Origin of the sequence: Rhodoferax sp. (assembly GCF_025354435.1) — a bacterium.
GTDB lineage: Bacteria > Pseudomonadota > Gammaproteobacteria > Burkholderiales > Burkholderiaceae_C > Rhodoferax_B.
Genome location: NZ_JANXMU010000001.1, coordinates 1 through 13637 on the forward strand (window position 1 = coordinate 1; position 13637 = coordinate 13637).

The window sequence follows — 13637 nt, forward strand, 5'->3', positions numbered from 1 at the left end:
GCACCAATGCTGGCCGCGCTGACATTGCCATATTGGGTGGTGAAGTCTTTCGCGTTGTCGCCGACATACTGCAACATGGCCCGCAGGTCTTTCATGTCCAGCAGCAAAAGGGCGTTGTCGTCGGCAATTTTGAACACCAGGTTCAGCACGCCGGCCTGGGTGTCATTCAAGTCCAGCATGCGGCCCAGCAGCAGGGGACCCAGGTCGCTGACGGTGGCGCGCGCCGGGTGGCCCTGTTCGCCGAACACGTCCCACAACGTGGTGGCACATGCTATTGATTCTGGAGCTGACAATGCACGTTCCTGGAGGACTTTCGAGAGTTTTTCCCCAACAACTCCGGCTTGGGAGATGCCCGTGAGGTCGCCCTTCACGTCGGCCATGAACACCGGCACGCCGATTTTGGAGAAATTCTCCGCCAGGGTTTGCAGCGTGACGGTTTTGCCGGTACCAGTCGCCCCGGTGATCAGGCCGTGGCGATTCGCCAACGCCGGGAGCAGCTCGCAGGTGGTGGAGGCGTTTTTGGCGATTAAGATGGGTTCGGCCATGGCAAGAGTCCTGACGGGTAAGGGTAAGTAAAATCTGTCCCTAGATTAAATCAATTGACAAGGAATTTTTGTGGCTGGTCACAGTAAATGGGCGAATATTCAGCACCGCAAGGGCCGCCAGGATGAAAAGCGGGGCAAGATCTGGACCCGCGTGATCCGCGAGATCATGGTGGCGGCGCGCCTGGGCGGTGGTGACCTGAGCATCAACCCGCGCCTGCGCCTGGCCGTGGAAAAGGCCAAGGCCGCCAATCTGGCCGCTGAGACGGTCAAGCGCAACATCGAAAAAGCCACCGGCACGCTGGAAGGCGTGTCGTATGAGGAAATCCGCTACGAAGGCTACGGCATCGGCGGCGCGGCCATCATCGTGGACACCATGACCGACAACCGGGTGCGTACCGTGGCCGAGGTGCGCCACGCCTTCAGCAAGTACGGTGGCAATATGGGCACCGAAGGCTCGGTGGCGTTCCAGTTCAAGCACTGCGGACAAATCATCTTTGCCCCGGGCGCCGATGAAGACAAACTCATGGAAGTGGCCCTGGAAGCCGGGGCCGAAGACGTGATTACCGACGAGGATGGTGCCATCGAGGTGCTGACCGCCTACACCGACTTTGAAACCGTCAAGCTGGCGCTGGAAACCGCAGGCTTCCAATCGGACCTGGCCGAAGTGACCATGCGCGCCGACAACACCATCGACCTCACGGGCGAGGACGCCGAAAAAATGCAAAAACTACTGGATGTGCTCGAAGACCTGGACGATGTCCAAGAAGTCTTTCACAACGCTGGCCTATGAAAGTCTTAGTCATTGGCGGCGGTGGCCGCGAACATGCACTCGCCTGGAAGCTCAACACCTGCGCCCGCGTAAGCCAGGTCTATGTGGCCCCCGGCAACGGCGGCACGGCCCTGGACGACCAGCTCATCAACATCCCCATCACCGATGTGCAGGCGCTGCGCAAATGGGCCCAGACCGAAGGCATTTCGCTGACCGTGGTCGGCCCCGAAGGCCCGCTGGCCGCCGGTGTGGTGGACGAGTTCCGCAGCCACGGCATGCGGATTTTTGGTGCCACCAAGGCCGCCGCGCAGTTGGAGAGCTCCAAGGCGTTTTCCAAAGCCTTTATGCAGCGCCACGCCATTCCCACGGCCGAATTTGAAACCTTTACTGACCCCGCGGCGGCCCACGCCTATGTGGAGCAAAAGGGCGCACCCATCGTGGTCAAGGCCGATGGCCTGGCGGCGGGCAAAGGCGTGGTGGTGGCGCAGACGCTGGCCGAGGCCCATGAGGCCATCGACTTCATGCTGCTGGCCAACACCCTGGGCGTGAGCCACAACGAAGGTGGCGCGCGGGTGGTGATTGAAGAGTTTTTGGCCGGCGAAGAAGCCAGCTTCATTGTCATGTGCGATGGCAAAAACGTGATTCCGCTGGCTACCAGCCAGGACCACAAACGTCTGCTCGATGGTGACAATGGCCCCAACACCGGCGGCATGGGCGCGTATTCGCCCGCGCCTGTGGTCACGGCCGATGTGCACGCCCGTGCCATGCGCGAGATCATCTTGCCCACCATCAAGGGCATGGAAAAAGACGGCATCACCTACACCGGTTTCCTGTACGCCGGGCTGATGATCGATGCCAAGGGCAAGCCCAAGACGCTGGAGTTCAACTGCCGCCTGGGCGACCCCGAAACCCAACCGCTGATGATGCGCTTGAAGTCCGACCTGTTCGAGGTCCTGTGGGCAGCCACCGAGCCCGGCGCGCACGGAAAATTGGACCAGATCAGCCTCGATTGGGATCGCCGCATTGCCCTGGGCGTGGTGCTGGCCGCCCACGGCTACCCGATGACACCGCGCAAGGGAGATGCCATCACCGGCCTGCCCAAAAACACCGACGATGCGGTGGTGTTCCACGCGGGTACCGCCAAGCAAGACGATGTCGTGTCCACCTCGGGCGGGCGGGTGCTGTGCGTGACCGTGCTGGCCGACAACGTCAAGCTGGCCCAGCAGTATGCGTACGAAGTCACCCGTGGCATCCAGTTCGACGGCATGCAGTACCGCCGTGACATTGGGTTCCGTGCCGTCAAGGCTTGAGTTTGCACACGGCTGAGCTGATGCGGGCCTATCTGCTGGGCCTGCAATCTTCCATTACCACCTGCATGGCGGCGCTGGACGGCGGCAGCTTTTTAAGCGACGCGTGGGAAAAGCCACCGGGCGAAAAACTGCAAGGGCAGGGCATCACCCAGATTCTGGAAAATGGTGCGGTGCTGGAGCGCGCAGGCTGCGGCTTTTCGCACGTGCTCGGGCCGCAGTTGCCGCCCAGTGCCACCCAGCACCGACCCCAGTTGGCGGGCGCGCCGTTCGAAGCCATGGGCGTGTCCCTGGTGTTCCACCCGCGCAACCCGTATGCGCCCACGGTGCACATGAATGTGCGCATGATCGTGGCCACGCCGGAGGGCGGGGAACCCGTGTGCTGGTTCGGTGGCGGTATGGACCTGACACCCATCTACGGTTTTGAAGAAGATGCGGTGCATTTCCACCGCACCTGCCAGGCTGCTCTGGCCCCGTTTGGAGACGACAAATACCCGCGCTTCAAGCAGTGGTGCGACGAATATTTCTACCTCAAGCACCGGCAGGAGCCGCGCGGTATTGGCGGTGTATTTTTCGACGACTTTTCCGAGCTGGGCACCGAAGCCAGCCTGGCCATGGTGCAGGCGGTGGGTTCTGCGTTTCTGGATGCCTATGTGCCCATTTTGCAGCGCCGCCAGCACATGCCGTATGGCGAGCGCGAGCGGGCATTTCAGTTGTACCGGCGTGGGCGCTATGTGGAATTCAATCTGGTGTGGGACCGCGGCACGCACTTTGGCCTGCAGTCGGGCGGGCGCACCGAATCCATCCTGCTGTCGATGCCGCCGCTGGCCAGTTGGTCGTACCAGCATGCGCCAGAAGCGGGCTCCGCGGAGGAGGCGCTGACCCGCGAATTTCTGGTGGCTCGCGCATGGGTGTGAGCCTGCCCGTGCGCCGGATTGGCGTGTTTGGCGGTGCGTTTGATCCGCCGCACCTCATGCACGTCGCCCTGGTGCGGACGGCCCTGGCGCAGTTGCAGCTGGACGCGCTGTACGTGTTCCCCACGGGCCACGCCTGGCACAAAAGCCGCACGCTCAGCCCGGCGGCCGACCGGCTTGCCATGGCCCAGTTGGCCTTTGGCGACATCCCCGGCGTGGTGGTGGATAAGCGCGAGATTGAGCGCAGCGGCCCCACTTACACCATCGATACTTTGCACGAACTGCAGGCCGAAAAACCCCAGGCGCAGCTCTATCTGGTGATGGGCGAAGACCAGGCGACACGGCTGCCGACTTGGCATGGTTGGGAGGAGATCGTGCGGGCAGCTATAATTTGTGTAGCTTCTCGTGCAGATTCAACCAGCGCCAACGGCCCATTTAGTTCCGAATTGGGCTCTGAACCCGTACCTGAACATCCATCCGCGGGGTCGTTTCAGGCGTTGCAGGTTCCTCCCATGGAACTCAGCGCCACCGACATCCGCCACCGCGCCGCCACCTCGCAAGGGATAGCCCATCTGGTTCCCGAGGGCGTAGCGCGCTATATTGACCACCACCTTCTTTACCGAACCGACCGATGACCACTTCTGCCCAAAACGAAACCGTTGCCAAAAAAGACACCCAAAAACTCCAGCGCGCCATCGTCGATGGTTTGGAGGATGTCAAAGCGGTGGACATCGTCGTATTTGACACCGAAGGCCTGTCGGCCCTGTTCGAGCGCGTGATCATCGCCTCGGGCACGTCGAACCGCCAAACCAAGGCGCTGGCCGCCAGCGTGCGCGATGCCGTGCGCGAGGCCGGCTTTGCCAAGCCCCGCATGGAAGGCGAGTCCAACGGCGAATGGATCATTGTGGATTGCGGCCGCGCCGTGGTGCACATCATGCAACCCGCCATCCGCCAGTACTACCACCTGGAAGAGCTGTGGGGCGAAAAGCCGATCCGCCTCAAGCTGGGTGCCGCCAAGCCGCTGCCTAAGGCCGAAGAAGTCAAACCTGCCAAGCCGGCCAAGAAGGTGCCCGCCAAAAAGCTGTCACCCGCTGCGGCCAAACGCGCTTCCAAGATTGCCGACCGCGAATACGCCGAAAGCCTGCTGGCGCCCGAGCGTCCCGTCCTGGAAGTGGCGCCCAAACGCGCTGCCCGCAAGACCGCATTGGCTACGCCCGTGCCTTCCAAGACCTCGACTTCGACCCGTGGACCGGTGAAGACGGCGGCTAAAACCGCGGCCAAGACGGCTGTGAAAGCACCCGCCAAGACCGCTGCCGTCAAAACCGTGGCCAAGACCGTGGTCATCAAGGCCCCGATCGAGACCGTGAAGAAAGCCGCTGCCGCCAAGCGTGCTGCACCCAAGACCCCCAAAGCGCCTGCCAAGCGCGCCCCTGGCCGCAAGTAAATGAAGTTGGTGATAGTGGCCGTAGGCCAGCGCATGCCCGACTGGGCACAAACTGCCTACGACGACTACGCCAAACGCTTTCCGCCCGAGCTCAAAGTCGAGCTCAGGGCCGTCAAGACCGAACCCCGGGGCTCCAAAACCCTGGAGACGATTTATGCGGCCGAGCGTGAACGCATAGAAGCCGCCATCCAGTCCAGTATTGGCCGCAATGCCCGTATCGTGGCCCTGGATGAACGCGGTACGTCGCTGACAACAAAAGCATTGGCGGTTAAGCTCAATGGCTGGCAGTTGGAGAGCGACGACGTGGCGCTGGTGATTGGCGGCCCCGATGGGTTGGACCCGGCGTTTCGCCAGGCGGCCCACGAGCGTATCCGCCTGTCAGACCTGACCCTGCCGCATGCGTTTGCCCGCGTGCTGCTGGTCGAACAGTTGTACCGGGCGTGGTCGGTCAATGCCAACCATCCGTACCACCGCGAATAATCAATGCGAATAATTTGAGGCATCGTTATGCTGAGTTGGTTTGAAAATCTCGTCCACCCTTATACGGACGACACCCCCCAGCCGCCACCGCGCGGCTTTTTTCATTTTGTGTGGGCCTGCACTTTGGGCGTGCGCAAATACATCCTGGCCATGACCTTGCTCACGGCCAGCGTGGGCGTGTTCGAGGCGCTGCTGTTCGCCATGATGGGCCGTGTGGTGGACTGGCTGGGGAAGGTGCAACCGGCTTTGCTGTGGACACAAGAGAAGAACAATTTACTGCTCTTGTGCGCGCTGCTGCTGGGAAGTCCGCTATTGATTGCATTGCAAACCCTGTTCAAGCACCAGACCCTGGCGGCCAACTTCCCGATGCTGCTGCGCTGGAAGTTCCACCGCCTGATGCTGGGCCAGAGCATGGGCTTTTACCAGGACGAATTTGCCGGGCGCGTAGCCACCAAGGTGATGCAGACCGCGCTGGCGGTGCGCGATGTGTGCATGATCTTGGGCGATATTCTGGTGTTCGTGACCATCTACTTCGTCACCATGGTGGCGGTGGTGGGTAGCTTTGATGCCTGGATGCTGCTGCCTTTTCTGGGCTGGGTGGTGCTGTACGGCTTGGCCATCCGCTACTTTGTGCCGCGCCTGTCGGGTGTGGCCAAAAAGCAGGCCGATGCCCGCTCGCTGATGACCGGCCGTATCACCGATGCCTACACCAACATCGCTACCGTCAAGCTGTTCTCGCACGCCGGGCGCGAGGCCGGGTTTGCCCGTTCGGCGATGCAGGACTTTTTGAAGACCGTGCAGCGCCAGATGCGCCTGGTCAGCGGTTTCGAGGTGGTCAACCACATTCTGGGTATCTTGCTGATCCTGTCCACCGCTGGACTGGCGCTGTGGCTGTGGACGCAGGGCCAGGTGGGCGTGGGTGCGGTGGCGGCGGCCACCGCCATGTCGCTGCGCCTGAACGGCATTTCGCACTGGGTGATGTGGGAAATGGCTTCGCTGTTTGAGCATGTCGGCACGGTGCAGGACGGTCTTAACACCTTGTCGCGGCCGCAGGCCGTGCAAGACGTGCCCCAGGCCCAGCCGCTGCAAGTGCCCAAGGGCGAGGTACGGTTTGAGAACGTGGACTTTGCCTACGGTGCCAAGGGGCCCGGGGCCCGCAAGGTGATCGACCAGATGTCGCTGCACATCCGTGCCGGGGAAAAGATTGGGCTGGTGGGACGCTCCGGCGCGGGCAAGTCCACCATCGTGAATTTGCTGCTGCGGTTTTACGACCTGGAGCACGGCCGCATTCTGGTCGATGGGCAGGATATTGCGCAGGTCACCCAGGAGAGCCTGCGCGCCCAAATCGGCATGGTCACCCAAGACACGTCGCTGCTGCACCGTTCGGTGCGTGACAACATTCTTTACGGTCGGCCAGATGCCACCGATGCCCACATGGAGGCGGCAGCGCGCCGCGCCGAAGCCTTCGACTTCATCCATACCCTGAGCGATCCGAGTGGACGCACTGGTTTTGATGCCCATGTGGGCGAGCGTGGTGTGAAGCTGTCGGGTGGCCAGCGCCAGCGCATCGCCATTGCCCGGGTGATGCTCAAAGACGCACCCATCCTGCTGCTGGACGAGGCCACCAGCGCCTTGGACTCCGAGGTCGAAGCGGCCATCCAGTCCAGCCTGTACCGGCTGATGGAAGGCAAAACCGTGGTCGCCATTGCCCACCGCCTGTCCACCATTGCGGCGATGGACCGGCTGGTGGTGCTGGACAAGGGGCGCATCGTCGAGATGGGTGACCACCGCAGCCTGCTGGCCTCGGGGGGGCTGTATGCGCGGCTGTGGGCGCACCAGAGCGGTGGGTTTTTGGGTGAAGAAGATGACGAGCCTGCAGGTGTTGCCACGGTGTAAGCCCCCATGGTTCAAAAAATTCGAACCATTTCGACGAATTGAGTGAACTTTTTGCCGGGGACAGTTTCTACACTAGCCAACAAGTTAACCCCTGGGTTTCACCGCCCGCTGCACCACTTATGGCCCTGTCCCACTCCGCCTCTGCCAAACCCGCAAGCTACACCGCTGTCGCCAAGCTCTTGCACTGGGTGTTGGCGCTGGCCTTGGCCAGCATCTTTGGCGTAGGTCTCTACATGGCCGATCTGCCTTTTTCGCCTTTGCGCCTCAAGCTCTACAACTGGCACAAATGGGCGGGTATCACGATTTTGGCGCTGTCTGCATTGCGTTTACTGTGGCGCTTCACGCACCGCTCGCCGCCTTTGCCAGCCGCCATGGCCCAAAGCATGCCCAAGTGGCAGCATTGGGCACACGAGGGCACCCACTATGCAATGTATGCTCTGTTTTTTATAGTTCCGCTGATCGGCTGGGCTTACAGTTCCGCGTCTGGTTTCCAGATTGTGGTGTTTGGCGTACTGCCTTTGCCCGACCTGCTGTCTGCCAACAAGGAGCTAGCCGAAACCATCAAGCCTTTGCATGGCCTGGCGGCCTGGGCTCTATGCGCCCTGGTGGTGCTGCATGTGGCGGCTGCCTTCAAGCACCAGTTCATCGACCGCGATGGCCTGATCGGCCGCATGCTGCCTTAAACCTTCATTTTTTGCGAAAGTCACCTATGTCCTCCTTGTTGAAATTGTCTGTTGCCTTGCTGTTTTCTGGCGTAGCGGTGGCAGGGTTTGCACAGCAAAAGATCGTACCCGCGCAGAGCGATATCGTGTTTGTGAGCAAGCAAATGGGCGTGCCGGTCGAAGGGCACTTCAAGAAATTTGATGCCCAGATCAGCTTTGATGCTGCCAAGCTGGACACCAGCAAGGTCAGCTTCACGGTGGACATGGGCAGCGCCACGTTGGGTGTGCCAGAGACCGATGCCGAGCTGCCCAAACCCACCTGGTTCAGCAGCGTGAAGTTCCCGCAGGCCACGTTTACCTCCACCAGCATCAAGGCGCTGGGCGGCGGTAAGTTTGACGTGGCCGGCAAGCTCAGCATCAAGGGCCAGGCCCGCGATGTGGTCGTGCCAGTGGCCATGGTGCAAACCGGCCCCATCACGGTGGCCAGCGGCATGTTGCCGATCAAACGTTTGGCCTTCAAGATTGGAGAGGGCGAGTGGGCCGACACCTCGATGGTGGCCGACGACGTGCAAGTCAAATTCAAGTTCAGCCTGACCGGTGTAGGCAAGCTTTAAGCCTTTTTCCCTTCTGATTTTTCCCTTAACCCTTTCCCCTTACCTTTTCTTTTGAAAGAGAAACCATGCGCCATACCTTGCTAGTCCTTGCCGCCATTGCCACCCTGGCCGTGGGCACCGCCCAAGCCGAAACCGCCAGCTACGCCATCGATCCCAGCCATACGTTTGTGACCTTCGAGATCGGCCACATGGGCACCTCGACCAACCGCGGCCGTTTCGACAAGAAAGAAGGCACGGCGCAGCTCGACGTGGCTGGCAAAACCGGCAAAGTGGACCTGACCATCGACGCGGCTTCGCTGTCCACCGGCACGGCGGCATTCAACAAGCACCTGATGAGCGCCGACTTTTTCAACGTCGAGCAGTTCCCCACCATCAAGTTCAGCGCCGACAAGTTCGTGTTCAGCGGCGACAAAGTGTCTGAAATCATCGGCACGCTGACGCTGCTGGGCAAGACCAACCCGGTCACCCTCAAGGCCAGCAACTTCAACTGCTACCAGAGCCCCATGCTCAAGCGCGAAGTCTGCGGCGGCGACTTTGACACCACCATCCAGCGCAGCCAATGGGGCATGACCTGGGGCGCCAACTACGGCTTCCCAGACGCTGTGCACCTGATCGTCCAGGTCGAGGCCGTCAAGCAGTAACCTGCGCGTAGCTTCGCCGTCAGCCCGCCCATCGTTGAGATGGGCGGGCTGTTCTCTTTTGGGGGCACGCATGCCCCGATAATTCCGCCATGATCGACTTTATCTACCTTGCCTCCCAAAGCCCGCGCCGTAGCCAGTTGCTGGACCAACTGGGTGTGCTCCACGAACTGCTTTTACCGGGCCCCGAAGAAGACAGTGAGGGTTTGGAGGTTGCTATCAAAAATGAAGCGCCTGCTGTATATGTGAAGCGCGTGACCGGCCTAAAGCTCGATGCAGCGTTGGCGCGGATGCAACAGCGCGGCCTGCCCGTTGCGCCGATCTTGTGCTCGGACACCACGGTCGCGTTGGGTCGACAGATTTACGGCAAACCCGAGAACGCCCAGGATGCCGTGCGCATGCTGAGCGAACTGGCCGGCACCCAGCACCGGGTGCTGACGGCGGTGGCGCTGCAGCATGGCCGCAAGCGGCTGCAAGCCCTGAGCGATTCACGGGTGACATTTGCACCACTGACAGCGGCGCAGATCACAACCTATGTGGCATCGGGCGAGCCGCTGGGTAAAGCCGGTGCCTATGCCGTGCAGGGCAGGGCGGCAGGGTTTATCTCGCAGATCCGTGGCAGCTATTCGGGCATCATGGGCTTGCCCATGTTTGAGACGGCACAACTGCTGCGCGCACTGGGCTTCAAGCTTTGACAACACCCCCCATGCAACAAGACATTCTCATCAATTGGTCGCCCCAGGAAACCCGCGTGGCGGTGGTAGAGCACGGCTCGGTACAGGAGCTGCACGTAGAGCGCACTCTGGAGCGTGGCATGGTGGGCAACGTCTACCTGGGCAAGGTGGTGCGGGTGCTACCGGGCATGCAGTCCACGTTTATCGACATCGGGTTGGAGCGGGCGGCGTTTTTGCACGTGGCCGACCTGGCCAATGGCTTTGTAGGCCATAAAGCGGCGGAACCCGATGCCAAGGTGGTCCCTGTGGTGCCGATTGAACGCCAGGTGTTCGAAGGCCAGGCTTTGATGGTGCAGGTCATCAAGGACCCGATTGGCACCAAGGGTGCGCGCTTGTCGGCCCAGATCAGTATTGCAGGCCGTTTGCTGGTGTTTTTGCCGCAGGACGACCATGTGGGCGTATCGCAAAAAATTCCCCTGACCCAGCGAGAAGACTTGCGCAAGCGTTTGCAAACCCTGGTGGGCGATGCCGCTACCGGCGGTGGCGGCGGTTTTATCCTGCGCACCAATGGCGAGGATGCGACAGATACCGAATTGGCCGAGGACATAGCCTATTTGCGCAAAGCCTGGGCGCGCATCAAAAGCGCTTCGGTACGCCTGCCGTCCACATCGTTGCTGCACCAAGATCTGAACCTGCTGCAGCGGGTGTTGCGTGACTTGGTGGGCGAGCAAACCCAGACCATCCGGCTCGATTCCCGGGAGCAGTTCGATATGCTGCAGGCGTTCGGCAAGGAGTTCATGCCTGCGGCGGTAGAGAAGCTGCAGCACTACAAGGGCGAGCGGCCGATTTTTGATCTATTCTCTATCGACGAAGAGGTGGCCAAGGCGCTGGGGCGGCGGGTTGAGCTGAAGTCGGGCGGCTACCTGATCGTCGATCAGACCGAAGCCCTCACCACGGTAGATGTGAACACCGGCGCGTTCGTCGGTGCCCGCAATTTCGACGACACCATTTTCAAAACCAACCTGGAAGCCACCCAGGCCATCGCCCGGCAACTGCGCCTGCGCAACCTGGGTGGTATTGTCATCGTGGACTTCATCGACATGGTGCGGGAGGACCACCGCGACACCGTGCTGGCCGAGTTCCGCAAGCAATTAGGGCGTGACCGAGTCAAAACCACTGCTGGTGGCTTTTCGGCTTTGGGGCTGGTAGAGATGACCCGCAAGCGCACCCGCGAGTCGCTGGCGCACATGCTGTGCGAGCCCTGTGTCGTGTGCAGCGGCAAAGGCACGGTCAAAACCGCCCGCAGCGTGACCTATGACATCTTGCGAGAGATCCTGCGCGAAGCCCGCCAGTTCAACCCGCGCGAGTTCCGTATCGTAGCCTCGCCCAAGGTGATTGAGCTGTTTCTGGACGAAGAAAGCCAGCATTTGGCGGGCTTGAGCGACTTTATCGGCAAGCCGATTTCGCTGCAGAGCGAAGGTGCTATGGGGCAAGAGCAGTACGACATCGTGCTGCTTTAGGGCGAGTCTTAGAACGTTCTTAAATCCAGCGGAACTGGCCGCTTTCGCGCAGCCCATGGATGGTCATGGCGTGGGCGGCCAACTCTTCTTGCCGCCATTGCTTTTGCTGGGCGACCCGCTGCGATTTGGCCAGTTTGCGGGCCAGCCAGCTTTGGTTGAGTAGCTTGTAGTTGTAGCGATAGCCCAGCCCGTCTTTGGCGGACAAGCCGCGCTCCTGCTTCATTGCGGTCTGGGTCACCGAGCCGTAATGGTGTAACCATGATGCGCCCGTGATACCTACCGGAATCTTCGCTTTTTCCAACTCGTGGAAAAACAGTGTGTCTTCATAACCCAGCAGCTTGGGCACGGGCTGGAAGTAGCCCACGTCCATCCACACCGATTTGTGCACCGCCAGGCACACCGCGTGGCGGCCGCCGATGCGCGCCGTATTGGCCATTTTTTTTGAAGCCATGGAGCTGAAGTCTTCAAAGTCGTAATCCAGCATGCCTTCGATCAGCGCCGGTGAAATGACCTTCAGGCCCCGCTGCTCGGCCACGCCGATCAGCGACTCGATCCACTGGGCGCTTACCAGCACATCGTTGTTCATCACGATGGTCCATTCGGCCTGCAAGGCCAGTGCGCCCTGGTTCCAAGCGACACCGCAGCCCAGATTGGCATCGTTGTAAATGCGCCCACCCACGGGCACGGTGAGCAGGTACTCGCGGGTGGCATCTTTGGAGCCGTTGTCCACCACAATCAGCCGCGATAAGTCCATGCCGTGGCGCACCATGCTGTCTATGCATTGGCGGGTGTATTCCACCTGGTTGTAGCAGGCAAAGGTAAGGGCGTAGCGTGCAGGATTCATATCAAACCGGTTGTGGGCGCAGCACTTGGGCTGCCAGGGCGGACACCATCAGGGCGTAAAACGAGACGGTGTATTTCAGGTTAAAAGTTTCGGTACTCAAGCCAAAGCAAAAGACTGCCGCGGTGTAGCAAAGCCCGATTAAGCCCGCTGCCCGGATGCTGGGCACTGTGGAGGTGCTGCCTCGGTAAAACACTACCGCAGGGACTACAAACATCAAGATGCTGGAGACCAGGCCAAAAATGCCGGAGCGCAATGCGCTCTGCATGATTTCATTGTGCACGCCGTTGTGGACCACGGCAAATTGCAATGCTTCGGTGCTGAAAGAGGCTATTGCCGGGATGCTGGTAAGCGCAGGGTAGTGCGTATCACCATAGCCAAAAAGTGGTTGCTCCAGAAAGAGAAAGCCTGCCGCACGTAACAGCGAGATTCTTAGCCCGGTGGATGTGTCGTGGCTGCCACCGTGCAAGTATGCTATGTATTCAGTAGCGACCAGCGCAATACGGTCGCTAACGGTAGGCACTAATTTGCCTATAGCAAAGCCCAATAAGGCCAAGCCGAAAAGCAGCCAAAAAATTCTTTGAGGTTTGCGAATTTTCTGCACACATACAACCCATATAACCACCAAGACGGGAATCGCTGCCCATCCACTTCGCGAGGCTGTGCCCACACTGATCCATATGGCCATCAGGATGCCCAGGATTTTGAGGGCTTTGAGAACGAGGCTATCAGGGCCATACATGTTTAGTGTGAATAGGCAGATAAACCCTAGAAGCGTGGCGTATTGCCCAAGCGTTAATGGGTCCACTGCAACGGTGCCAAAGCGCTCGCTAGGATTATTCACGAAGTCGTAAGGATGCATCCACAGCAGGCCGCACAGGATGACCAGGGAAATCGGCGCAGACCATTCCAGCAAACGCACAAAATCAATAGGCTTGTGCAGGAGGTACACGAAAAGCAGCACTGCCAGCAAGGGGCGGCTAGGCCCATCCAGCAGGCCTACCTGCATATTTCCTCGCAGCAGTTCACCCATTAATACAGCTAAAAAAGACGATGCCAATGCGGCTATCGTCCATTGCGCGGCTTTTTGGCCCTGCAATACCGCGAAGCCACGGTCCGTATGGGCGAGTTCCCATGCCGCAATAAGGAAGAGAAAAAATACGAAAAGAATCGTCCAACTGCGCACACTAAGGAAGCACAGCGGAGCCAAAGCCAGACAAGCCACTGTCAACAAATCGGGGATACTTACTTGGGTGTTTTTGCCGTTCGATGGGTAAATTCCCTTATTGGCCAGCAGGCGGGATAACGGGGCCATTCGGAGGGCGCCAGGAAA

At 60.2% G+C, this 13637-nt stretch carries 15 protein-coding genes; 12 read left to right on the forward strand and 3 right to left on the reverse strand.

Annotation, left to right across the window (positions count from 1 at the left end; translation table 11 throughout):
* The coding region (locus Q0T48_RS00005; RefSeq protein ID WP_295950622.1) for a helicase HerA-like domain-containing protein at positions 1–545 on the reverse strand (545 nt) is incomplete at its 3' end.
* A 70-nt stretch (positions 546–615) separates the two neighbouring features.
* Between Q0T48_RS00005 and Q0T48_RS00010 the strand changes: the two genes are divergently transcribed.
* The 12 genes from Q0T48_RS00010 to rng all read left to right on the forward strand — a co-directional run bounded on the left by Q0T48_RS00010 (position 616) and on the right by rng (position 11463).
* Positions 616–1335, forward strand: a complete 720-nt coding sequence (locus Q0T48_RS00010) for a YebC/PmpR family DNA-binding transcriptional regulator (RefSeq protein WP_295950624.1) — start codon at positions 616–618, stop codon at positions 1333–1335.
* Positions 1332–2624: a phosphoribosylamine--glycine ligase gene (purD, locus tag Q0T48_RS00015; protein WP_295950626.1), complete on the forward strand. Its 1293-nt coding sequence runs from the start codon at positions 1332–1334 to the stop codon at positions 2622–2624. The genes Q0T48_RS00010 and purD overlap by 4 nt, the downstream gene beginning before the upstream one ends.
* 20 nt (positions 2625–2644) lie before the next feature.
* Positions 2645–3538, forward strand: a complete 894-nt coding sequence (gene hemF / locus Q0T48_RS00020; RefSeq protein WP_295950706.1) for an oxygen-dependent coproporphyrinogen oxidase — start codon at positions 2645–2647, stop codon at positions 3536–3538.
* Positions 3529–4170: a nicotinate (nicotinamide) nucleotide adenylyltransferase gene (gene nadD / locus Q0T48_RS00025; RefSeq protein WP_295950628.1), complete on the forward strand. Its 642-nt coding sequence runs from the start codon at positions 3529–3531 to the stop codon at positions 4168–4170. The genes hemF and nadD overlap by 10 nt, the downstream gene beginning before the upstream one ends.
* Positions 4167–4979 (forward strand): ribosome silencing factor, encoded by an 813-nt coding sequence (rsfS, locus tag Q0T48_RS00030; RefSeq protein WP_295950629.1) that lies wholly within the window; start codon positions 4167–4169, stop codon positions 4977–4979. Before nadD ends, rsfS begins: the two co-directional genes overlap by 4 nt.
* A complete protein-coding gene (rlmH, locus tag Q0T48_RS00035) occupies positions 4980–5459 on the forward strand; it encodes a 23S rRNA (pseudouridine(1915)-N(3))-methyltransferase RlmH (protein WP_295950630.1) in 480 nt (159 codons plus the stop codon).
* Between the two features lie 27 nt (positions 5460–5486).
* A complete protein-coding gene (locus tag Q0T48_RS00040; protein WP_295950632.1) occupies positions 5487–7355 on the forward strand; it encodes an ABC transporter ATP-binding protein in 1869 nt (622 codons plus the stop codon).
* Between the two features lie 119 nt (positions 7356–7474).
* Positions 7475–8038, forward strand: a complete 564-nt coding sequence (locus tag Q0T48_RS00045) for a cytochrome b (RefSeq protein ID WP_295950634.1) — start codon at positions 7475–7477, stop codon at positions 8036–8038.
* A gap of 26 nt (positions 8039–8064) precedes the next feature.
* Positions 8065–8631, forward strand: coding sequence for a YceI family protein (locus Q0T48_RS00050; protein WP_295950636.1), 567 nt, complete (start codon positions 8065–8067; stop codon positions 8629–8631).
* A gap of 65 nt (positions 8632–8696) precedes the next feature.
* Positions 8697–9272 (forward strand): YceI family protein, encoded by a 576-nt coding sequence (locus Q0T48_RS00055; RefSeq protein WP_295950638.1) that lies wholly within the window; start codon positions 8697–8699, stop codon positions 9270–9272.
* Between the two features lie 89 nt (positions 9273–9361).
* Complete coding sequence (locus Q0T48_RS00060; protein WP_295950640.1) at positions 9362–9964, forward strand: Maf family protein; 603 nt, start codon at positions 9362–9364, stop codon at positions 9962–9964.
* Positions 9965–9975: 11 nt separating this feature from the next.
* Positions 9976–11463 carry a ribonuclease G gene (gene rng, locus Q0T48_RS00065; protein WP_295950641.1) on the forward strand — a complete coding sequence of 496 codons (1488 nt, stop codon included), beginning with the start codon at positions 9976–9978 and terminating at the stop codon, positions 11461–11463.
* Positions 11464–11482: 19 nt separating this feature from the next.
* Here the strand turns inward: rng and Q0T48_RS00070 are convergent, their stop codons facing one another.
* Together Q0T48_RS00070 and Q0T48_RS00075 are read right to left on the reverse strand one after the other, a co-directional pair.
* Positions 11483–12307 (reverse strand): glycosyltransferase, encoded by an 825-nt coding sequence (locus Q0T48_RS00070; protein ID WP_295950643.1) that lies wholly within the window; start codon positions 12305–12307, stop codon positions 11483–11485.
* Between the two features lies 1 nt (position 12308).
* The gene (locus tag Q0T48_RS00075; protein WP_295950645.1) at positions 12309–13619 is read right to left on the reverse strand and encodes an O-antigen ligase family protein; all 1311 of its coding nucleotides are present in this window, start codon (positions 13617–13619) and stop codon (positions 12309–12311) included.
* Positions 13620–13637: the final 18 nt, after the last annotated feature.